General features: G+C 69.2%; 21 protein-coding genes. 11 read left to right on the top strand and 10 right to left on the bottom strand.

Annotated features, from left to right (window positions below; genetic code table 11):
- The first annotated feature begins 181 nt into the window (after positions 1-181).
- The 5 genes from ACTWQN_RS26330 to ACTWQN_RS26310 are packed head-to-tail and all read left to right on the top strand — an operon-like array spanning position 182 to position 4011.
- Positions 182-583, top strand: a complete 402-nt coding sequence (locus tag ACTWQN_RS26330) for a TOBE domain-containing protein (RefSeq protein ID WP_443206255.1) — start codon at positions 182-184, stop codon at positions 581-583.
- Entirely contained in the window at positions 580-1329 is a 750-nt protein-coding gene (gene modA / locus ACTWQN_RS26325; protein ID WP_443206254.1) for a molybdate ABC transporter substrate-binding protein, read from the top strand. Before ACTWQN_RS26330 ends, modA begins: the two co-directional genes overlap by 4 nt.
- Positions 1326-2135 carry an ABC transporter permease gene (locus ACTWQN_RS26320; protein WP_443206253.1) on the top strand — a complete coding sequence of 270 codons (810 nt, stop codon included), beginning with the start codon at positions 1326-1328 and terminating at the stop codon, positions 2133-2135. The genes modA and ACTWQN_RS26320 overlap by 4 nt, the downstream gene beginning before the upstream one ends.
- A complete protein-coding gene (locus ACTWQN_RS26315) occupies positions 2132-3220 on the top strand; it encodes a sulfate/molybdate ABC transporter ATP-binding protein (RefSeq protein WP_443206252.1) in 1089 nt (362 codons plus the stop codon). The genes ACTWQN_RS26320 and ACTWQN_RS26315 overlap by 4 nt, the downstream gene beginning before the upstream one ends.
- A gap of 26 nt (positions 3221-3246) precedes the next feature.
- Entirely contained in the window at positions 3247-4011 is a 765-nt protein-coding gene (locus ACTWQN_RS26310) for an HAD-IIA family hydrolase (RefSeq protein WP_443206380.1), read from the top strand.
- Between the two features lie 23 nt (positions 4012-4034).
- Here ACTWQN_RS26310 and ACTWQN_RS26305 read toward each other — a convergent pair whose 3' ends face one another.
- Together ACTWQN_RS26305 and ACTWQN_RS26300 are read right to left on the bottom strand one after the other, a co-directional pair.
- The gene (locus ACTWQN_RS26305) at positions 4035-4436 is read right to left on the bottom strand and encodes a YccF domain-containing protein (RefSeq protein ID WP_443206251.1); all 402 of its coding nucleotides are present in this window, start codon (positions 4434-4436) and stop codon (positions 4035-4037) included.
- 80 nt (positions 4437-4516) lie between these two features.
- A complete protein-coding gene (locus ACTWQN_RS26300; protein ID WP_443206250.1) occupies positions 4517-5353 on the bottom strand; it encodes a PhzF family phenazine biosynthesis protein in 837 nt (278 codons plus the stop codon).
- Between the two features lie 277 nt (positions 5354-5630).
- Here ACTWQN_RS26300 and ACTWQN_RS26295 point away from each other — a divergent pair, with 277 nt between their 5' ends.
- Positions 5631-7256 carry an AMP-binding protein gene (locus tag ACTWQN_RS26295; RefSeq protein WP_443206249.1) on the top strand — a complete coding sequence of 542 codons (1626 nt, stop codon included), beginning with the start codon at positions 5631-5633 and terminating at the stop codon, positions 7254-7256.
- 74 nt (positions 7257-7330) lie between these two features.
- Here the strand turns inward: ACTWQN_RS26295 and ACTWQN_RS26290 are convergent, their stop codons facing one another.
- Positions 7331-8305, bottom strand: coding sequence for a R2-like ligand-binding oxidase (locus tag ACTWQN_RS26290; RefSeq protein ID WP_443206248.1), 975 nt, complete (start codon positions 8303-8305; stop codon positions 7331-7333).
- Between the two features lie 205 nt (positions 8306-8510).
- Here ACTWQN_RS26290 and ACTWQN_RS26285 point away from each other — a divergent pair, with 205 nt between their 5' ends.
- Positions 8511-9131: an HAD family hydrolase gene (locus ACTWQN_RS26285; RefSeq protein ID WP_443206247.1), complete on the top strand. Its 621-nt coding sequence runs from the start codon at positions 8511-8513 to the stop codon at positions 9129-9131.
- Between the two features lies 1 nt (position 9132).
- Here ACTWQN_RS26285 and ACTWQN_RS26280 read toward each other — a convergent pair whose 3' ends face one another.
- A complete protein-coding gene (locus tag ACTWQN_RS26280; RefSeq protein WP_443206246.1) occupies positions 9133-9339 on the bottom strand; it encodes a hypothetical protein in 207 nt (68 codons plus the stop codon).
- A gap of 239 nt (positions 9340-9578) precedes the next feature.
- Between ACTWQN_RS26280 and ACTWQN_RS26275 the strand changes: the two genes are divergently transcribed.
- A complete protein-coding gene (locus ACTWQN_RS26275) occupies positions 9579-9971 on the top strand; it encodes a cold-shock protein (protein WP_443206245.1) in 393 nt (130 codons plus the stop codon).
- A gap of 397 nt (positions 9972-10368) precedes the next feature.
- On the opposite strand, the gene ACTWQN_RS26270 is transcribed toward ACTWQN_RS26275, so the two are convergent.
- The 4 genes from ACTWQN_RS26270 to ACTWQN_RS26255 all read right to left on the bottom strand — a co-directional run bounded on the left by ACTWQN_RS26270 (position 10369) and on the right by ACTWQN_RS26255 (position 14406).
- Positions 10369-10845, bottom strand: a complete 477-nt coding sequence (locus ACTWQN_RS26270) for a DUF2771 family protein (RefSeq protein ID WP_443206244.1) — start codon at positions 10843-10845, stop codon at positions 10369-10371.
- 9 nt (positions 10846-10854) lie between these two features.
- Positions 10855-12546, bottom strand: a complete 1692-nt coding sequence (locus ACTWQN_RS26265; RefSeq protein WP_443206243.1) for an MFS transporter — start codon at positions 12544-12546, stop codon at positions 10855-10857.
- A gap of 246 nt (positions 12547-12792) precedes the next feature.
- Positions 12793-13542 carry a hypothetical protein gene (locus tag ACTWQN_RS26260; RefSeq protein WP_443206242.1) on the bottom strand — a complete coding sequence of 250 codons (750 nt, stop codon included), beginning with the start codon at positions 13540-13542 and terminating at the stop codon, positions 12793-12795.
- A gap of 21 nt (positions 13543-13563) precedes the next feature.
- Complete coding sequence (locus ACTWQN_RS26255) at positions 13564-14406, bottom strand: glutaminyl-peptide cyclotransferase (RefSeq protein ID WP_443206241.1); 843 nt, start codon at positions 14404-14406, stop codon at positions 13564-13566.
- A gap of 78 nt (positions 14407-14484) precedes the next feature.
- Between ACTWQN_RS26255 and ACTWQN_RS26250 the strand changes: the two genes are divergently transcribed.
- Together ACTWQN_RS26250 and ACTWQN_RS26245 are read left to right on the top strand one after the other, a co-directional pair.
- Positions 14485-15336, top strand: a complete 852-nt coding sequence (locus ACTWQN_RS26250; protein ID WP_443206240.1) for a DUF3027 domain-containing protein — start codon at positions 14485-14487, stop codon at positions 15334-15336.
- A complete protein-coding gene (locus tag ACTWQN_RS26245) occupies positions 15333-18311 on the top strand; it encodes a sacsin N-terminal ATP-binding-like domain-containing protein (RefSeq protein WP_443206239.1) in 2979 nt (992 codons plus the stop codon). The genes ACTWQN_RS26250 and ACTWQN_RS26245 overlap by 4 nt, the downstream gene beginning before the upstream one ends.
- A gap of 25 nt (positions 18312-18336) precedes the next feature.
- Here ACTWQN_RS26245 and ACTWQN_RS26240 read toward each other — a convergent pair whose 3' ends face one another.
- On the bottom strand, positions 18337-18525 hold the full coding sequence (locus ACTWQN_RS26240; RefSeq protein WP_443206238.1) for a DUF397 domain-containing protein: 189 nt from the start codon (positions 18523-18525) through the stop codon (positions 18337-18339).
- Positions 18509-19360 carry a helix-turn-helix domain-containing protein gene (locus ACTWQN_RS26235; RefSeq protein WP_443206237.1) on the bottom strand — a complete coding sequence of 284 codons (852 nt, stop codon included), beginning with the start codon at positions 19358-19360 and terminating at the stop codon, positions 18509-18511. The genes ACTWQN_RS26240 and ACTWQN_RS26235 overlap by 17 nt, the downstream gene beginning before the upstream one ends.
- Before the next feature lie 113 nt (positions 19361-19473).
- Here ACTWQN_RS26235 and ACTWQN_RS26230 point away from each other — a divergent pair, with 113 nt between their 5' ends.
- Entirely contained in the window at positions 19474-19686 is a 213-nt protein-coding gene (locus tag ACTWQN_RS26230; RefSeq protein ID WP_443206236.1) for an HC3 family zinc finger protein, read from the top strand.
- The last annotated feature ends 496 nt before the right edge of the window (positions 19687-20182 follow it).

Genomic DNA, 20182 nt, shown 5'->3' with positions numbered 1-20182 from the left:
ACGACCCTACGTGTCCTGGTGAGGAATTTCGATCGAGTAGCTGCTTTTTGTGCGGATTCGCCGGGCGGTCGGCAGGTGGGGTCGGCAGGTTCGAAAAAAGCGGCGAGGTCGTTTAACGATCCGGAATCGCGGCTGAATACCGCTGGTTTTCTCCGCAACTGCGGAAGTAATGTTGGCGACTGTGCCGCACTATCGGATTGCAGAGGCCGCTGGCCTGCTCGGTGTCAGCGATGACACGGTGCGCCGTTGGATCGAGAGCGGGCAACTGCCCGCGCAGCGGGACACCGCCGGTCGGCGCACCGTCGACGGGGCCGCGCTCGCCGAGTTCGCCCGCGCCCAGGCGCGCTCGACGCCGGATCCCTCCGCTGTCGGCCGATCGGCCCGCAACCGGCTGGTCGGGCTGGTCACCGAGGTGATCTCGGACCGGGTCATGTCGCAGGTGGAGATCCAGTGCGGTCCGCATCGGGTGGTGTCGCTGATGAGCACCGAAGCGGTGCAAGAACTCGGGCTGGCGCCCGGGGTTCTCGCGGTCGCAGTGGTGAAGTCGACCAATGTCGTGGTGGAAACACCGGGAGAGGGATGATGGCGAAGCTGAGGATCATCGTCGGCGCGCTGATCGCGCTCGTGCTGTTGGCCGGATGCGGGCAGGCCGCGGCCCCGCAGCAGCGCACGCTGACCGTGCTGGCCGCGGCGTCGCTGACCGAGTCCTTCGACGAGCTGGGCAACCGCTTCACCGCCGAGCACCCGGATGTACGGGTGCAGTTCGACTACCAGGGTTCCTCGACGCTGGCCGAGCAGATCAAGCAGGGGCGCCAGGCGGACGTGTTCGCATCGGCGGACACCAAGAACATGGACAAGGTCCGCGACCTCGTCGGTACGCCGGAAACCTTTGCCACCAACAGGTTGACGATCGTCGTGCCGCCGGGCAATCCGGCCGGGATCACCTCGTTCGCCGATCTCGCGGCACCCGGCCGGACCGTGGTCGTCTGCGCACCGCAGGTGCCGTGCGGGTCGGCCACCCAGGAGGTGACGCGGCTCTCGGGCGCGCAGCTCAAGCCGGTCAGCGAAGAGGACGACGTCAAATCGGTGCTGCAGAAGGTCGTCGCGGGCGAGGCGGACGCCGGGCTGGTGTACATCACCGACGCGCGGGCGGCTGGCGCGCAGGTGCAGTCGGTCGACTTCCCCGAGTCGCAGCAGGTGATCAACACCTATCCGATCGCGACGATCACCGCGGCCCCGCAACCGCAGTTGGCGGCGGAGTTCATGGCCTTCGCCCGCGGTCCGGTCGGTCGCGAGATCCTGGCCAACCACGGCTTCAGCACTCCATGACACCTGGCCGACCACCGAAACCACGGGCATCCCAGGTGCCAGTGGCGCTCTGGGTGCCCGCAGTGCTGGCGCTGGCGCTGGTGGTGCTGCCGGTCGTCGGCCTGCTGACCCGCGTCGACGCGGCACGGCTTCCGGCGCTGCTGCTCAGCCCGGCCGCGCTCGACGCGCTGCGGCTGTCGGTCGTCACCGGGCTCATCTCCACCGCGCTCGCGCTGGTCCTGGGCGCGCCGCTGGCGCTGGTGCTGGCGCGGTCGCGGCTGCGCGGATTGCGCGTGGTGCGGGCATTCGTGCTGCTGCCGCTGGTGTTGCCGCCGGTCGTCGGTGGCCTCGCCCTGCTCTACCTGCTCGGCCGCACCGGCCCGCTCGGACAGCTGCTCGACACCGTGGGCCTGCGCCTGCCGTACACGACCGCGGCGGTGGTGCTGGCGCAGACGTTCGTGGCGATGCCGTTCCTGGTGGTCGGTTTGGAAGGTGCGCTGCGGACCGCCGGTGGCCGCTACGAGAGAGTTGCCGCGACGCTGGGGGCCGGGCCGTGGCTGACCTTCCGACGGGTGACCGTGCCGCTGCTGCTGCCCGCGCTCGGATCGAGCCTGGTGCTGACCTTCGCCCGGGCGCTGGGCGAGTTCGGCGCGACCATCACCTTCGCCGGTAGTTTGCAGGGCACCACCCGGACCCTGCCGCTGGCGATCTACACCACGGCGCAGTCCGATGTGGATGCGGCGGTGGCGATGTCGCTGCTGCTGGTGGTGGTCGCGCTCCTGGTGATCGTGGTGGCCCGGCCCAAGGCCGTGGAAGGACAGCTGTGAGCGGATTGCGGGCCGACATCGAGTTCCGGCGCGCGGACTTCACGCTGCGCGCCGAGTTCGAGGTGGCGCCCGGTGAGGTCCTGGCGGTGCTCGGGCCCAACGGCGCTGGCAAGTCCACGCTGCTGTCGGTGCTCGCGGGCGAGCTGGTTCCGCAGCGCGGAGTGGTCGAGCTCGACGGCGCGCGGTGCCTGGACACCGGGCGCGGGATCAACGTGCCGACGCACCGCCGGGGTGTCGGGCTGCTCGCGCAGCATGCGCTGCTGTTCCCGAACCTGACGGCGCTGGACAACGTCGCCTTCGGCCCGCGAGCGGTCGGCCGCCGCAAGACCGAGGCGTGGCGGACCGCCGAGCATTGGCTGTCCGAAGTGGACGCTGCCGGGCTGGCGGCGCGCAAGCCCGGCCAGCTCTCCGGTGGTCAGGCGCAGCGCGTCGCGTTGGCGCGGGCGCTGGCCGCCGACCCGCGGCTGCTGTTGCTGGACGAGCCGCTGGCCGCGCTCGACGTCGACGCCGCACCGGCCATCCGGGGACTGCTGCACCAGGTGCTGCGGCGGCAGGAGAAGCCGACCGTGCTGGTCACCCACGACGTGCTGGACGCGGTCGTGCTGGCCGATCGGTTGGTGGTGCTGCTCGACGGCCGCATCGTCGAGCAGGGGCCGACCCGTGACGTGCTGGCCCGGCCGAAGGAGGCCTTCACCGCCCGGGTGGCCGGGTTGAACCTGGTGCCCGGTGTCGCCGCGGCAGACGGCGTTTCGTTCGGTGACAACACGATCAGCGGTCGGATCGTCGAGGCCGTGGAGCCGGGGGAAGCCGCTGCGGCGGTGTTCGCGCCCGCCGCCGTCGCCGTGCACCGCGAGCGCCCGCACGGCAGCCCGCGCAACGCGATCCCGGTGCGGTTGGCGGCGCTCGAACCGCGCGGCGACGTCGTGCGGGTGCGCGGCGTGGTGCGGGCCTGCTCGCTGGCCGCCGACGTGACCCCGGCGGCCGTCGCCGACCTGGGGCTCACCCCCGACGACGAGGTGTGGTTCGTGGTGAAGGCCGCCGAAGTGGCCATCCACCCCGTCTCCGGAGGATCATCAGGGGCGTGACTGAGCCATCCCCCTGGACGTACCTGATGGACATGGACGGCGTGCTCGTCCACGAGGAGCACATGGTGCCGGGCGCCGACGCCTTCCTGGCGGCGTTGCGCGCGGAAGACATCCCGTTCCTGGTCTTCACCAACAACTCGATCTACACGCCGCGCGACCTGCGGGCCAGGCTGATGCGCACCGGTCTGGACGTCCCGGAGGGCGCGATCTGGACCTCGGCGCTGGCGACCGCGCAGTTCCTGGAGAACCAGCGGCCCAGCGGATCGGCCTACGTGGTCGGCGAGTCGGGGCTGACCACGGCGCTGCACAACATCGGCTACGTGCTCACCGACCGCGAGCCCGACTACGTCATCCTCGGCGAAACCCGCACCTACAGCTTCGAGGCGATCACCAAGGCGATCCGGCTGGTCGAGGGCGGGGCGCGGTTCATCGCCACCAACCCGGACGAGAAGGGGCCGAGTCGGGAGGGCACGCTGCCCGCTACCGGCGCGGTCGCCGCGCTGATCGAGCGGGTGACCGGGCGCGCACCGTACTACGTGGGCAAGCCGAATCCGCTGATGATGCGATCCGCGCTGCGGCACCTCGGGGTGCATTCGGAGAACACGCTGATGATCGGCGACCGGATGGACACCGACGTGCGGTCCGGACTGGAGTCCGGTCTGCAGACGATCCTGGTGCTGTCCGGGATCTCCAACGAGCACACCGCGGACCTGTTCCCGTACCGGCCGACGAAGGTGGTCAACTCGATCGCCGACCTGATCGACCACGTGCTGGACCCGTTCAAGGCCTGAGCGGGGGCCGGGCGATTCCGGCGTCACCTGGAGCGCATGAAGGCGTACACGTCGTCGGCGTCGACGATGCGTTTCCCCAGCGGCAGCAGCGAGACCGGCACCAGCTTGAAGTTCGCGACGCCCAGTGGGATGCCGATGATCGTGATGCACAGGACGGTCCCGGTGAAGATGTGCCCGAGCGCCAGCCACCAACCGGCCAGCACCAGCCAGATGATGTTGCCGATCGTCGACATCGCCCCCGAAGTCGGCTCGTCCACCAGGCGGCGCCCGAAGGGCCACAGCGCGAAGTTCGCCATCCGGAAGGAGGCGATCGCGAACGGGATGCCGATGATCGTGATCCCCAGCACGACCCCGGCGACGGCATAACCCAACGCCATCCAGAACCCGCACAACACCAACCAGATGATGTTCAGCAATACCCGCATACACCCACGGTGCCATCCCCGCTGCGCCGGGTGAAGGGCACCTTGGACCGACTATGCCGGTCAAAGGTGCCCTTCACTCGTCACTCGATCGGGGAGCTCGGTGCTGGTGGGGAGGCTGGGCGGGCGGGTCGGGTGAGGAGGTCGCCGCGGAGGATCGTGACGGCTCGACCGCGGAGGCCGACCCGGTTGCCGCGCAGGGCCATCTGGACGATGCCGCCGCGCGGGGAGGCCTGTTCGCCGACGAACGTCGTGCCGTGCACGTCGCGCTGCAGCTTCGCCGCCCACCACGCGGCCAGCGTGCAGTGCGCCGAACCGGTAACCGGGTCCTCCGGGATCCCGACCTGCGGGGCGAACACGCGGCTGACGAAGTCGATGCCGGGCCGGTCGCCGGGCGCCGTGACGATCACGCCACGGGACGGGACGTCGGCCAGCATCGCGAAGTCGGGCCGGACCGCGCGGACCTCCGCTGCGGAGCCGAGCAGCGCCAGCACCTTGGTCGCGCCCTGCGCGGTCTCCTCGACGGTGCAGCCGGGCAGCCCGGCGACCAGCGCTTCCGGCGGCTCCACCGGCTCGGCGAGGTCGGTGGGGAAGTCCATCTCGATCCAGCCGTCGGCCTGCGCGGTGCAGGTGAGCACCCCGCTGCGGGTGTCGAACCGCTGGTCGCCACCGAGCACGTGCGCGGCGGCCAGCGTGGCGTGCCCGCACAGCGGCACCTCGGTGGTGGGGGTGAACCAACGCAGCGGTTTCGGCTCGTCCGCAGCGCCGCCGAGCACGACGAACGCGGTCTCGGAGTGCCGCAGCTCAGCGGCTACCGACTGCATCCAGGCGACCCCGGCAGGAGCGTCCAGCAGCACGACTCCGGCGGGGTTGCCGCGGAAAGCGCTGTCGGTGAAGGAATCCACCACGAAGACACGCACTACTGCACCTTAGAAGGTGTCGTAGGTATTCGTGAGTGATAATTCTGGTTCGTGCCGGGACAACCCGCGTCGCTACCGGCACGCGGGGCGGCGACCGGCCGCTCGCAATATGGCTGGTGCCGGGAGACCCTACGCTCTGCAGGACCGATTTTTCCGAACTCCGTCCTCGCAACGTTGCCCGCCGACTCGTGCCGCCTGGCCGGAGGGCTTGGCCAGTGGTGCGGTGACAGGTCAAGATGGGTGATCCGAATCACTCGTCCCTCGGGAGGTCGTCGACGTGGATGCCGTCGAACCAGCCCAGCTCAGCTATGCCTCGGGCACCTCCGACGTGCCGTTGTTGGGCGACACCATCGGCGCGAACCTCGACCGCACGGCGGCGCGGTTCCCGGATCGGGAAGCGCTGGTGGAGTGCGCGACCGGTCGCCGCTGGAGCTATCGGGAGTTCGTCGCGGACGTGGACGCGCTGGCCCTGGGCCTGCTGGCGGCCGGGATCGGCAAGGGCGACCGGGTGGGGATCTGGGCACCCAACCGCGCGGAGTGGACCCTGACGCAGTACGCGACGGCGAAGATCGGCGCGATCCTGGTCAACATCAACCCGGCCTACCGGGTGCACGAACTGGAATACGTGCTCAACCAGGCCGGAATCCGACTGCTGATCTCGGCCGAGTCGTTCAAGTCCTCGGATTACGCCGCGCTGGTCGAGCAGGTGCGGACGCGCTGTCCCGACCTGGAGCAGGTGGTGTTCCTGGACCGTCCGGAGTGGACGGAGCTGCGCGCCACCAGCGGGGATCGGGCGAGGCTGGCCGAGATCCAGTTGTCCGCGGATGATCCGATCAACATCCAGTACACCTCCGGCACCACAGGATTCCCCAAGGGTGCGACGCTTTCGCACCACAACATCCTCAACAACGGCTTCTTCGTCGGCGAGCTGTGCGGGTACACCGAGGTGGATCGGGTGTGCATCCCGGTGCCCTTCTACCACTGCTTCGGCATGGTGATGGGCAACCTCGCCGCCACCAGCCACGGCGCGACCATGGTCATCCCCAGCGAGGGTTTCGACCCGGCCGCGGCCTTGTCCGCGGTGGCCGCCGAGCGGTGCACATCGCTGTACGGGGTGCCGACCATGTTCATCGCCGAGCTGGATCTGCCGGGTTTCGCCGACTACGACCTGTCCTCGCTGCGCACCGGCATCATGGCGGGCTCGCCCTGCCCGGTGGAGGTGATGAAGCAGGTCATCGACCGGATGGGCATGACCGAGGTGACGATCTGCTACGGCATGACCGAAACCTCCCCGGTGTCCGCCCAAACACGTGCCGACGACTCGCTGGAGCGCCGGGTGTCCACAGTGGGCAGGGTCGGGCCGCACCTGGAGATCAAGATCATCGACCCGGGTACCGGTCGCACCGTCCCGCGCGGCACCCCCGGCGAGTTCTGCACGCGCGGCTACTCCGTGATGCTCGGCTACTGGCAACAACCCGACAGCACCGCCGAAGCCATCGACTCGGCGCGCTGGATGCACACCGGGGACCTCGCCGTCCTGGACCCCGACGGCTACGTCAGCATCACCGGCCGGATCAAGGACATGGTCATCCGGGGCGGCGAGAACATCTACCCCCGCGAGATCGAGGAGTTCCTCTACACCCACCCCGACATCCTCGACGCCCAGGTCATCGGCGTCCCCGATGCCAAGTACGGCGAGGAACTCATGGCCTGGGTGCGGCTGCGCGACGGTGCCGAACCGCTCACCGCCGACGCCCTCCGCGAGTTCTGCACCGGTTCGCTCGCGCACTACAAGATCCCGCGCTACGTGCACGTGGTCGACGAGTTCCCGATGACCGTCACCGGCAAGATCCGCAAGGTCGAGATGCGCGAAACCGCGAAGGAGCTGCTCGACCTCGAATAGTCGGGTAGCCGCGCGTGTTCTGGGGCGATCCGCCTCGCATTGCAGGGGATTCGGCCAACACGGGTTGGCGAGGATCAGCGCTGGGCGCCGACCTTCGCCAGCTCGGCGGCATCCTCGGCCCCGAACTGCTCCTCCAACTGCTCCGGTGACGCGTCGACGTCGATCTGGGCCAGCGGCATGCCGCGTGCGCTGGAGATCGCGCCGAGGCGGCGGGTGGCGCGGTCCGATGCGTAGGCCGTGAGTTCCTCCTTGTCCAGTTGGAACGGCAAAACTTCGGGGGCGTCTTCGGGACTCCACTGGACCTGGGCGATGGCGTGCGGCAGCAGGCGCGCCATCTGGTCCTGCACCACGTCCCAGTTGCGTTCGTCGGCGGCGACGTGGCGGCGGCAGGTGAACGTGCCCCAAGCCATGTGGCGGCGCTCGTCGTCGCCGATGCGGCGCACCACTTGCTGCATGCCGGGCAGGATGCCGCGGCTGACGCAGATCTTGTGCCAGGCGTAGTAGCCGGTCAGCGCGAGAGTGCCTTCCACGACGTGGTTGTAGGTGACCGACGCGCGCACCTGGTTCTCCGCGCTCGGGTCGGCGTGCAGGGCGTGCAGCGACTCGGGCAGGGCTTTGTAGAAGATCTCCCGGTAGCCGGGGTTGTCCTCGACGTACTGGTGCAGGTCGTCGGTGAGGCCCACGGCGTCCATCCACAACCGGAACACCTGGGTGTGCTTGGCTTCCTCGAAGCAGAACTGGGTCAGGTACATCTCGTCGCCGAAGCGGCCTTCGGCGGCCATCGCGGCCATGAACGGCTGGAGGTCCTCGGTGACGGCCTCCTCCCCGGCGATGAACTGGGAGCACAGGGTTGCCACGCTGCGCTGCTCGTCCTCGTTGAGCCGCTGCCAGTCCTCGGCGTCCTTGCTGAAGTCGATGTCGGCCGGGTTCCAGAACTTGGCGTTGCCCTTGCTGAACAGCCGCAACGGCAAGGAGTCCCAGTTCAGGCCGCTGGCCCGCAGGGTGTGGAAGCCTTCGCGGTGGGTGGGATGCGCGGTGGTGCTGGTCATTGCAGACTCCCTCGCGAAATGTGAGAAAGATTGTTGAGACGATTTTCGATACTGCACAGTTTCGAGTCAAGGCTCGTGCGCCGGACGGCACCCGAACCGCCCGTCCTCGTTCTTGTTCGTGAAGTGGCGTAGCCGCTTGGTCCACCTGTGGCGCTTGCACCGCCACGCAAAACGGGTTCAGGGACAGGCTTCTAGGGTGGGGTGCGTGCCCGACAGCAGATGCGCCCCGACCGTTGGTTTCGACCTGGACATGACCCTGATCGACCCGCGCCCCGGCATGGTGCGCGCCTTCGAAGCCCTCAACGAGCGGTTCGAGCTGTCGCTCGACGCCGAGCACTTCGCCGCGCACCTGGGACCGCCGCTGGCCGACGTGATCCGCGGCTACGGCTTCGAGGAGCCGATGGTCGATCGGCTGGTGACCTACTTCCGCGAGATCTACCCGACGGTCGTCGTCGAGGCGACCGAGCCGATGCCCGGCGCGGCGCAGGCGCTGGACGCGGTCCGCGCAGCGGGTGGGCGCACGCTGGTGATCACCGGGAAGTTCGAGCCGAACGCGGGCCTGCACCTCAAGGCGCTCGGTTGGGGCGTCGACCGGCTCGCCGGTGATGTCTTCGCCGCCGCGAAGGGCGAAGTGCTGCGCCAGGAGAGCGCGACGATCTACGTCGGCGACCACCTCGGCGATGTGGTCGGCGCCAAGGCAGCGGGCGTGATCTCCGTCGGCGTGGCCACCGGGCCGTACGGCGTCGAGGAGCTCGCCGATGCCGGTGCCGACGTCGCGCTGCGCGATCTCACCGAGTTCCCGTCCTGGTTCGCCCGGCAGCTCTGAGTCACCTTCGACGGTTGCGCAGGACCGTTGCGATCACGCCGAAGATCAGGCCCGCCGGGCACAGCAGAGTCGCCAGGTTGAGCCAGATCGGCAGGTTCTGGTACCCGAGGGCGAACAGCACGAAGATCGCCACGATCGCCAGCAGCCCCAGCCCGAACATGATCATCGACACCGAGAGCACAGCGGACCTGGGCGCGGAACTTGCCATGTTGACCAGCGTATTCACGCACTACGCCAGGTGCCGCAGCGGGCCTTGCTCGATAAGGCCGGGTGTTACCCCCTGGGTACGCGGTACGCTTGGTGTGACGCGTCCCGGCGCGCCCCACTTAGGCGTTTTCGGGGCGCTTTCGTCGTGCCGGAGCCGTTCGGTTCCGCGCGGCGGAGCAACAGGGAAGATCGGGGACCCGGAAACCGGGCCAGTGCATTCGACAGGGAACGGTGAGGACAGTGCCGACCGGCAGGGTCAAGTGGTTCGACGCGGACAAGGGCTTCGGCTTCCTGACCCAGGACGGTGGGGAAGATGTGTACGTGCGGTCCTCCGCATTACCGTCCGGCGTTGAGGCGCTGAAGACCGGCCAGCGCGTCGACTTCGACATGGCGCAGGGGCGCCGAGGTCCCCAGGCGCTCAAGGTGAAGCTGCTCGACCCGCTGCCGTCGGTGGTGGAGGCCCACCGCCGCTCGCCCGACGAACTGCACGGCATGGTCGAGGACATGATCAAGCTGCTGGAACTGAAGATCCAGCCCGACCTGCGCCGCGGTCGCCACCCGGATCGCAAGACCGCCAAGCGCATCGGCGAGGTGGTCCGCGCGGTCGCCCGCGAGCTGGACCCCGGCAACTGACCAACGCCCCACCGCAGGCCGGGCGCATCGCGAGCGCGCCCGGCCTTTCTTGGCTTTCGTCAGGGGTGGCCGTGGTCGATCGGCCGATTCCGCGCGGATCGCTAGTTTTCCCAGCATGAAAGCCAAGATCACCGCGCTCGCGGTGGTTATCTGGGTGCGCCCGGCCTGGCCACCGCGCAGGCCGCGCCCGAGCTGACCGCCGAAAGCGCACATCAGCGCGATCCTGCAACGCCTGTCCGCGAACATCCGAGTGCAGGCGGCGATCATCGCGTACGAAGTCGGGCTGGTCTGAGCCGCACCGCCCGCTGCCGGGGACGACTGCCGAAGCACTGTGCCGCGGATCCGAGCAGTGCCACCCGCTTCGCCGAGAGTGAGCGGCTGCTCGACGGTGCCCGGGCTACTGCTGCACGTCCAGGAGCCAGCTGCCGCCGATGCCGAAGTCGACACCGCCGTCGGCGCCTTGGGTCAGCACCGCCGAGAACTGCTGGACCTCCACGTGCTCCAGGCGGGCGCCATCCGGCGGCAGCTGCAGCGTGTAGGCGAAGCGCTCGTTGGGCGGGAAGACCGCGCTGCGGCCGTCCAACTCCTGGCCGTTGACCCCGCGGTAGATGAACGCCACCTGCCACGGCGCCGCGGCGACTTCGCCGGGCACCGAGATCTGCAGCGGCTCGCGGCTGGGGATCCGCAGCTCACCGACGGGATCCTCGGACGGCTTCGAGCAGTGCTGCCCGGTCGCGTCGCAGTACAGGGCGGGATCGACGGTCGCCGTCCTCCCGTGGGAGTAGAAGGTGACCTGCGGTTCGCTGGGAGCCGCGCAACCGGCGGCGAGGCCGATGCAGGCCACCACCAGCAGCGGCTTCAGTCCACGATGCACGACTCGACCCTACGACCCGGTCCGTAATCGCTGCGTGGCCGGTGCACTCCGCCGCGAGATTCGGGGCAGCAGGGTGCCACCCCGGCCGACGGTGATCGTCTGCGCCAGCACGAGCGCCAGCAGGACCGCGACGACGGTGAACCCGATCCAGTACACCGGTGGTAGCAGGACCCCGAGCGCACCACCGAAGACCCAGCTGAGCTGCAAGATCGTCTCGGACCGGCCGAAGGCCGAGGCCCGCGATTCCTCCGGCATGTCGCGTTGGACGACCGCGTCCAGGCAGACCTTGGCTAGCGCGCTGGCCGTCGCGCCCACCAACCCGACCACCACCGCCAGCGGCAGCCCGGAGAGCAGCGCCGCGCAGGCCGCCACGGCCACCGCGCTGCCCAGGCAGGCGATGATCACCCGGTCCGGCTTGCCGAAGTGCATCTTCGAACCGAGGCCGTTGCCGAGGAAGCTGCCGATCCCGGCCGCGCCGCCGATCAGCCCGAGCAGCACCAACTGCATGAACGGCTCGTGCTGGGTGCTCTGCTTGATCACGAACGCGGCGAACAGCGTCAGGAACCCGGTCAGCAGCCGAATTCCGCCGTTGCCCCACAGCGCGACGATCACGTGCCCGCTCAACGGGACCTTCTTGGCCTGCCGGGGGTGCGCACTGATCGACGTCGGGACCTCGCCTTCGGTGCTCTCCACCCAGCCGGGCATCCGCAGGCACAGCAACACCCCGCAGGCCGCCATCGCGGCCATGAACCACAGCGCTCCCTCGGATCCCAGCAGCCAGGCGAAGCCTGACGCGATCGCGCCGAAGATCCCGCCCGCGGCCATGCCGAACGCGGTCAACCGGGAGTTGGCCTTGGTCAAGGTGATCTGCGACGGCAGCACGCGTGGCGTCATCGCGGCTTTGAGCACTCCGAAGGACTTCGACAGCACCATGCAGCCCAACGCGGCCGGATACAGCAGCCAGCTGTTGAAGTTCAGCGCCATCACCGCCGCGAGCAGCACGCGAACCGCGAACGACGCGGCCAGCGCGATGCGGCGGCCCTGCTGCAGCCGGTCCAGCGCGGGGCCGATCACGGGTGCGATCACCGCGAACGGGGCGACCGTGATCAGCAGGTAGAGCGCGACCTTGTCCTTGCTCTCGCCGGTGGCGGCGGAGAAGAACAGCGTGTTGGCCAGCGCGACCGCCATCGCGGCGTCCACGGCGTAGTTGCCCATCACCGCGTAGGTGAACTTCGCGAGCCCGGACCGGTCGGCGCCGTCGGCGTGCGCGAGCGAGAAGAACATCCGCATCGCGCGCTGCGTCAGGTCCCGACTGCGCCACGCGGCGACGCGAGTGACGGTCAGCTTCCGGGGTGGTGCGGTGCCCCGAGGCTTCTCGGGCTCCGCCTCGCGTCCCAGGTGATCTTCGGGCAGTGGCGGAAGGCGTCGGGCGCCACTGCGCGGCCGGGCGTAGTCGGGGTCTTCCTCCCACGGATACCGACGCTCGTCCCGCCGGTACGCCGCGCCGCCCGCAACACCGCCGCCGGTGGTCGGCGCCTCGAACCGGTGCTCGGCGCGCTGCTCCGACGCGCCCTCGCGCGCCGCGCCGGGCACCTCCGACTCGCCTTCGGCGTACGAACCCCGTTTGCCGCGTTGACCGGCGCCCCAGCCCCGGCGCCCGCGTGAGGCGTCCGGCCGCTGGTCATGGCGTCGCAAACCCATGCTGTTCATCCTGCCTCACCCCGCTTCCGGCCGATCGGTCTCCGCCGGATTTCGGCGGTTCCACGGATAAAGAGACGCGAACCCACCCGCCAGATACACCCGGGCCCGATCGAGCGACAGCAACCGGCCGAAAGCCCCCCGTCCGAGTGGATTCCGCGCGAAAGAACCTGTCTCTGTTTGAAGCGCCGTAGTTAGCCCACCTACGTCACCCGCACCACCACGCGAAACGAGTTCAAGGACAGGCACTCAGGCAGGGGTGAGGCGCCAGTAGCCGTAGGGGTTGAAGAAGATGTCGTCATCGTCGTAGCGGTCGCAGGACTGCTGCCGCAGCAACCAGCGCGGCGCGTCCTCGGCCAACCGGAACCCTTCGCCGTCCCGGATGGCCGCAGCCCGCGGCTCGGTCAGCAGATAATTCGCCAGACCGTCGATCAGCTCCACCCATTCGTCGACCCGATCCGGATCCAGCAGCCCTTCGGCCGCCAGCTCCACATCGGGTGACCCGAGCAGGTGCATTCCGCAGCTGTAGAGCAGGTCGCCGCCGTTGATCGGTCGCTTGACCCAAGCGCGGCGCAGGGCCTCGGGATCCTCGGCGTCCGCGGCGAGCGCGAGCCAGGTGTCCCGACCATGGGCGAGGCCGCAGCTCTCGCTCTTGATGGCCATGGCGCCCGCGTGCTCGAACAGCTCCGCAGCCACGACCAACATCCGCTCGGAGGTGTACGAAGCGTGCTCCCGCCCGGCCTGGGCCAGCACGTACGCGACCGAATCGTGGTCGTCCACGGCGTCCCAGTCGGCGTCGGTGAAGCTCAACCCGGCCAGGGAAGCCTCGAACGCCTGCGGCATCCGCGGGTCGTGCTCCTGTTCCGAGAACTCCCGGTCCAGGGTGAAGTGCGGTCCGCCGACAGCGCGGACCACCTTCTCGACCACTTCGAAGTCCAGGCCGGAACCGACCACGCACAGCACGTGCAGCGGCTCCACCAAGTCGCCTTGATCATTCATGCGGGTGACCGTAGAAGATGATCAAGCCGGTACGAAGCGAACTCGGAAAATTGTCGGCCAGTACTTCCCGGTTACCAGGAACTCGTCGGTGCCCGGCACCGCCGCGATGCCGTTGAGCACGTCCGTACCGGGGCGCTGCTGCGGGCTCAGCAGCCCCGCCGCGTCCACCACCGCGGTGACCTGCCCGTTCGCCGGGTCGATCCGCAGGATCTCGTCGCTGCCCCAGACGTTCGCCCACACCTGACCGCCGACGCATTCCAACTCGTTGAGCTCGTCGGCGGGCGACCCATCGCGGCGCACGTCCACCCCGCCGATCGGCGCGAACGTCACCGGATCCCGGAAGGTCAACCGGCCGCTGCCATCGCTCATGATCAACCTCGACCCGTCGAAGCAAAGCCCCCAGCCCTCGCCCGAGTACTCCACTCGGCGCAGCTCGGCCAGCGTCGCCCGGTCGCGCTCGATCGCAACCCCTTCCTGCCAGGTGAGCTGCCAGATACGGTCACCCTTGACGGTGATGCCCTCACCGAAGAGGTCGGCCGGAAGTCGGGTTTCGCGAAGCACTTCGCCGGTGGCGAGGTCGGTGGCCCGCACCAGCGACGAACCGCGCAGGCCGGTGCCTTCGTAGAGGGTGCCATCGGCCATCTCCAGGCCCTGAGTGAATGAGGAGCGGTCGTGCGGGAGCACGTGGATCACCTCCGTTCGGAGGTGTGGCAGGCTTCCCGCGTGCCCAACGCCCTGATCGGTTTGCTCGCCGTTCTGCTGGCCGTCGTGCTGCGCTGGTGCTGGCGGCGCGCACGCCACCAACCCCAGCCCGACGGAGAGCACCACGCCGCACAGCGCACGTCGAGTCAGGAGGAGTCGCACCCCGAAAGCTTGACACGCCCGACGTCAGCGGCGAGCGCGTACGGCACAATCGAGCATGTGACCCCTATGCCTGCTCCGATGACCAGCCCAGGTGCGGGTGCCCCGTTCGAGGACACCGGGCAACCTGCGCCCGTGCTCCTGAACCAGGAGCTCGCCGCGGCTGAAGATGTCGCCCGAGCTGCGGCGGAGGACGAGGCGAGCCCGGGCACGGACCCGATCGGCTCGCCGGTGCTGACTCTGGCCGCCGAGGTCAGCGCCCCGGTCGGGGCGCACGTCGGGGTCGAGCCGGAGGGCCCGCACGCGGTCACGCACTACTTCGAGTCGAACTACCCCGGCTACATCGGGTGGCGCTGGGCGGTCACGGTCGCCAGCGTCGGACCGGACGAGCCGGTGACGGTCAGCGAAGTCGTGCTGCTGCCGGGCCCGGAAGCGTTGACCGCGCCGGACTGGGTGCCGTGGAACCAGCGGGTGCGGCCCGGTGATCTCGGCGCCGGTGATCTGCTGCCGACCGGCACGGACGACCCGCGGTTGGCGCCCGGCTACTTGGCCAGCGGCGACCCGGCGGTTGAGGAGGTCGCCCGCGAGGTCGGCCTGGGCCGCAAGCGGGTGCTGAGCCTGGAGGGTCGGCTGGAGGCCGCCGACCGCTGGCACAGCGGCGACTTCGGGCCGCGTTCCGACATGGCCCGGATGGCGCCAGCAGCCTGCGGTACCTGCGGTTTCTTCCTGAAGCTGGCGGGTTCGATGGGCGGCGCGTTCGGCGTGTGCGCCAATGAGATCGCCCCGGCCGACGGTCGGGTGGTCAGCGTCGAGTTCGGTTGCGGCGCGCATTCCGAGGTCGATGTGGACACCTCCTCGACGGTGCCGGTGGCCGAGGTCGTCTACGACGACGCCACCCTGGACTTCGAGCCGCGCATCCCGGAGCGCGGGTGAACGAGACGGACTTGTTCGGGGCGGCCGAGCTTCGGCAGGCCGTGCTGCAGTCCTGGGAGTCGTCGCCGACCCGATTCCGCGAGGATGCCAACGCCGAAGAGGATCTTCGGCTCGGCGGTTACCGGGATCGCCTGCTGGTCGAGCTGGCGCAGAACGCCGCCGACGCGGCGGGCGCGGACGGTGTGCTGCGGGTCGAGTTCGTCGGCCGTGAGCTCCGGGTCGCCAACACGGGTGCGCCGCTGACCGCCGACGGCGTGGCGGGGTTGGCTTCGCTGCGCGCCTCAGCCAAGCGCGCGGGTCCGACGGTCGGCCGGTTCGGCGTCGGATTCGCCGCGGTGCTGGCGGTCTGCGATGAGCCGCGAGTGGTGTCGACCTCCGGTGGCGTGGCGTTTTCCACCGAGCGGACCAGGGAAGCGGCGGCGAAGCTGCCCGGCCCGGCCGAGGAGTTGGAAGCCCGCAAGGGCGCGGTGCCGGTGCTGCGGTTGCCGTGGCCAGTCACCGAAGAGCCACCGGCGGGCTTCGCCACCGAGGTGCGGCTGCCGCTGCGGCCGGAGGTCGACGCGGACGCGCTGCTGGCGGCGTTCACCGACCAGGCCCCCGATCTGCTGCTCGCGCTGCCCGCGCTGACCGAGATCCGCATCGGCGAGCAGGTGTGGCGCCGGGTGGATCAGGACGCGGATCGCGTGGTCGTGCACGGCCCGGTCCGCAGCGATCGGTGGCTGCTGCACCGGGCGGCAGGCACCTTGAGCGAGGCGGCGCTGACCGGTCTGGGCGTGGAGGCCCGGCACGCCACGCAGTGGCAGTTGACCTGGGCGGTGCCGCTGGACGACCGAGGCACGCCGATCCCGCTGGCGGAAGACGTGCTGCACGCGCCGACCCCGACCGAGGAGCGGCTGTCGCTGCCCGCGCGGCTGTTGGCGAGCGTGCCGGTGGAGCCGGATCGGCGCCGGGTGGCGGCGTCGGGCGCCTCGGACGCGGTGCTGACCTTCGCCGCCGAGTGCTACCCGTCGCTGGTCGGCAAGGTCGAGGCGGAGCACCGGACCATGCTGGTGCCGCTGCCCGGATTCCCGCTGTCCGATGTGGACGACAAGCTGCGGCAGGGGGTCAACGACCGGCTGCGAGTCGCGGCGTGGCTGCCCGCGGCGGACGGGAAAGTGGTCGCGCCGCTGGAATCCCGGGTTCTCGAATACGTCTCGCCGGAGCTCGTCGAGCTGCTCCGCGACGTGGTGCCCGGCCTGCTCGCGGCGGATCTGGCCGATGCCAGGCACCGCAGGTCGCTGCACGTGCTGGAGATCCGGCGACTCGGTGCGGCGGAGATCGTCGAGGCGGTCACCGGACTGCGGCGCCCGCCGGGCTGGTGGTACCGCCTCTACGACGCGTTGACCCCGGTCGAGGGTGCGGATCCGGTGGCTCGCGAGGAATTCGGCGCACTGCCGGTGCCGCTGGCCGACGGCCGCACGGTCAGCGGTGTGCGGGATGTGCTGCTCAGCCACCGCGACGCCGACCCGGACCCGGCCGCACTTCTGTCCACACTGGACATTTCCGGGCTGCGCATCGCGCACCCCGAAGCGACGCATCCGCTGCTGGAGAAGCTCGGCGCGCACCCGGCAGGCCCAGCGGAACTGCTCGACGCACCGCCGTTGGCCGAGGCGGTGCGCAGCAGCGTGTCGGACGCGCGGTCGGGGGCGGACGTCCAGCCGCTGGCCGAGGCCGTGCTGCGGCTGGTCGACAGCGCGCAGCCGAGGGACTGGTTGGGCGCGTTGGCGCTGCCCGACGCGGCGGGCGATTTCCGCCGCGCGGACGAACTCCTGCTGCCCGACGCGGAACTGCTCGACGTGCTCGACGCCGACTACATCGGCGAAGGCGCACCGCTTTCGGTGCTGGACGCGGACTTCGCCGCCGACTGGTCGGCCGACCTGCTGCTGTCGATCGGGGTGCTCGACACCTTCGCGGTGCACGTCGAGGAAGACCCGGCCGATGCCGACGAAGGTTTCTCCGACGCCCCCCAGTGGTGGGCCGAACAGGAGGCCGCGCAGCCGGAGAACTGGCCGCCCGCCCGGTTCGTCGCCATCCGCGACCTCGACCTGGTCGCCGACGACGCCTGGCCGACCGCGATCCAGCTGCTGGTGCAGCACCCGGAAACCCTGCGGGCGCTGCGCGAACCGCACAGCTACCCGACCTGGTGGATCGCGCGGTACGCGCTACTGGCCGGATACCCGCCCCGGCACTGGCGGTTGCCCGCCGCCGAAGAACTCGCGGGCCTGTACGACGCGGTGCCCGACATCGGCCTGGAGAGCGTTCAACTGCAACTCGCGGGAGTGCGCGCCGAACTCCAGATCGCGGACGCCGACGACGCATCGGACCTGCTGGAACGCCTCGGCGACCCGGACCGCGGCGTGCGCGCCGGAACCGCGCTGCGCGCGCACCAAGCACTGGCGGATGCGGTCTCCTCCGGCGTCGTCGATGCGGCCGAGCTCGACCCGCCGGACATGGTGCGCTCGGTGTCCGGCGCCGTGGTCAGCACCGGGCGGGCCGTGGTGCTCGACGAGCCGTGGATGCTGGGCGTGCTGGAAGCGCCGCTGGTGATCGCGGGCGGCAGCCCGGACCAGTTCGACGCCGAGGCGCTGGCCGAACTCCTGGACCTGCCACTGGCTTCCGAAGAGAACATGATGCAGGTGGCGGATCCCGGGCGCACCCAGCGCTGGGCCGAGGTGGCCCGCGTCCCAGCGGCCTGCGAACTGCTGGGGATCACCGTGCCGTCCGGCGAGATCAACCTGCACGACGCGCTGCGCGTCCGAACCTCGGCCGGTGAGCAGCGCGTGCACTGGTGGGTCGACAGCAACGGAACGCTCCACGCGCAGCGATCCCCCGACGGCCTGGCCCGAGCCCTGGCCTGGGCGTCCGGAGCCTGGCACGAACGCTTCGCCCTAGCAGCCCTCCTGGCCGACCCGGAAGCAACAACCCTGCTCCGCTGAGGCTTTCACGCGCTGAGCGGCACGTTCACCCGAAACGGCCAGCCTTGACGGAGGCTAAGAAACCAGCCCAGGACTCCGGTCCAAACGCCAAGATCCCACCGTCACGGTCCTTCGTATCCCGAACCCCGACTCCGCCGACCGCCGACCCAACCTCGACGCAGTTGGTTTCGACGCCGCTGTAGCTGGACTTTCGCCAATCAGTGAACTGCTTCATCGCGACCTTCCATCGCCTTAGCCCTGGACGAGATGAGCTTGATAGAGTCCGTCGGGCTCAACGCTACTTTCACAACAGTAGACGCGGCTTTGAGGAACAGGAAGGTGTCCTCGGGCTTGTCGACGAAGATCGCCGAACGGCGGTGCTCCAGATGGACGAGCGGGCGCTGACGTTGGAACTCCAAGATCATGTTGCTTCCGTTGAGGCCGCAGTGCTCGCCTGCGCTAAACGGAACCACCTGGATCGTGACATGAGGTCGCTGGCTCACGCGGATTAGGTGCCGAAGCTGCTCTGCCATTACGTCACCACCGCCAACTGGACGATGAAGAACGGATTCGTCGATCAGGGCATGAAGCTCGACTGGCTTCTTGCGGGTCAGAACACTTTGCCTGCCGAGGCGTAGCGAAACTCTAGATTCGACAGTGCCCTCTGAGACGCCACCCGTGGCAATGACCGCCCGAGCGTAGTCCGCCGTTTGCAGCAGGCCTGGGACGAAGCCCAACGCGACGTCAGTGATCTTGGTTGCTGTGCGTTCGAATTCCAGCAAGGAGACAAGCTGGGATGGGAGCTCTGAATACCCGACTTCCCACCAGTGTGTCTGGTGAGCGTCGCTTGCCAACTCCAGCAGGCGCTTTCGTTCGTTTCCTTTGATGCCAAGGGTTCCCAGGATGATGGCTATCTCGGTATCGGTGGGAATCTTGTCCCCGGACTCGATTCGCCCGAACGTCGCCCTTGACCAGCCGCAAAGTTCGGCCAATTCCTCAAGGCGCAGGCCAGCGTTCTTGCGAAGCTTGCGCACTTCGGCGCCGAGTCCACGGGAACGTGCAGTTGTCATATACCCACGCTATTTCAGACCCTGAGACTGCGCCATTACACATTTCGGTGAACAAGATTGCTTTGATTCCTCTGGGACTGTCTCATCGAGTCAGGAAGTCCCGAAGGAGCCCAATGTCTGACTACTTGACCTACATCTGGCGTCCGGTCACCGGCGGTCGCCACGCTTTCCCCGTCGCGGCAAAGAAAACTCCGACTGGGGAGCTGGTGACGGCGTTCTGCGGTGCGGAGGCGGCTGCGGCGGAGCTGCACGACCGCACGGAGCTGGACTGGATCAGAGAGGACTCCTGCATGGCCTGCTGGCGCCTCCTCGCCACCCACCCCTGACCATCCGCCACCTGGGGTGATGAGCGGCGATTTCGCGCGAAATCGCCGCCCCCGCCCCACAACAAGCGCCGATTTCGCGAGAAATCGCCCTCCATCCACGGGACCGATGCCCCATCAAGGGAAGGAAACCCAACATGTTCTGGCTCCAGCTCAGCACTCTCGTCCTCATCAACCTGCTGATCCTCGCCCTCCTGGCCAGCCAGACACCGACACGCCGGTTCTCGCTGTCCGCAGCCCAACACGCGGGTGCCGGGGATGGTGCGTACACGGTGTGGCACCTAATCGCCGACATCGAAGCCGAACACCACACCACAAAGGTGAGGGCCACCGGGGTGAGGGGCACCCGTGACCCAGTTACTTGGTCACGGGTGCCCCTCACCCAGCACCAACACCCCCAGATACCCCGATCCACCGTTGCCCCCGACTTCCCGTCCGCTGATCCTGACGAGCCAAGCGGACGGCACCACCTGCGCAGGTAACCGGTCGTGGGGTGCGA

Source organism: Saccharopolyspora antiqui (genome assembly GCF_052246905.1).
In the GTDB taxonomy this organism is placed as follows: Bacteria; Actinomycetota; Actinomycetes; order Mycobacteriales; family Pseudonocardiaceae; genus Saccharopolyspora.
The sequence above is the reverse complement of the archived record's forward strand: the minus strand, read 5'-3'. Positions and strand labels throughout refer to the sequence as shown.

Coding starts and splice junctions, on each gene's coding strand:
- modA (WP_443206254.1), top strand. CDS start 580: ATGATGGCGAAGCTGAGGATCATCGTCGGCGCGCTGATCGCGCTCGTG.
- ACTWQN_RS26320 (WP_443206253.1), top strand. CDS start 1,326: ATGACACCTGGCCGACCACCGAAACCACGGGCATCCCAGGTGCCAGTG.
- ACTWQN_RS26310 (WP_443206380.1), top strand. CDS start 3,247: ATGGACATGGACGGCGTGCTCGTCCACGAGGAGCACATGGTGCCGGGC.
- ACTWQN_RS26305 (WP_443206251.1), bottom strand. CDS start 4,436: ATGCGGGTATTGCTGAACATCATCTGGTTGGTGTTGTGCGGGTTCTGG.
- ACTWQN_RS26290 (WP_443206248.1), bottom strand. CDS start 8,305: ATGACCAGCACCACCGCGCATCCCACCCACCGCGAAGGCTTCCACACC.
- ACTWQN_RS26280 (WP_443206246.1), bottom strand. CDS start 9,339: ATGGCAAGTTCCGCGCCCAGGTCCGCTGTGCTCTCGGTGTCGATGATC.
- ACTWQN_RS26265 (WP_443206243.1), bottom strand. CDS start 12,546: ATGGGTTTGCGACGCCATGACCAGCGGCCGGACGCCTCACGCGGGCGC.
- ACTWQN_RS26260 (WP_443206242.1), bottom strand. CDS start 13,542: ATGAATGATCAAGGCGACTTGGTGGAGCCGCTGCACGTGCTGTGCGTG.
- ACTWQN_RS26250 (WP_443206240.1), top strand. CDS start 14,485: ATGACCAGCCCAGGTGCGGGTGCCCCGTTCGAGGACACCGGGCAACCT.
- ACTWQN_RS26240 (WP_443206238.1), bottom strand. CDS start 18,525: ATGAAGCAGTTCACTGATTGGCGAAAGTCCAGCTACAGCGGCGTCGAA.
- ACTWQN_RS26235 (WP_443206237.1), bottom strand. CDS start 19,360: ATGACAACTGCACGTTCCCGTGGACTCGGCGCCGAAGTGCGCAAGCTT.
- ACTWQN_RS26230 (WP_443206236.1), top strand. CDS start 19,474: ATGTCTGACTACTTGACCTACATCTGGCGTCCGGTCACCGGCGGTCGC.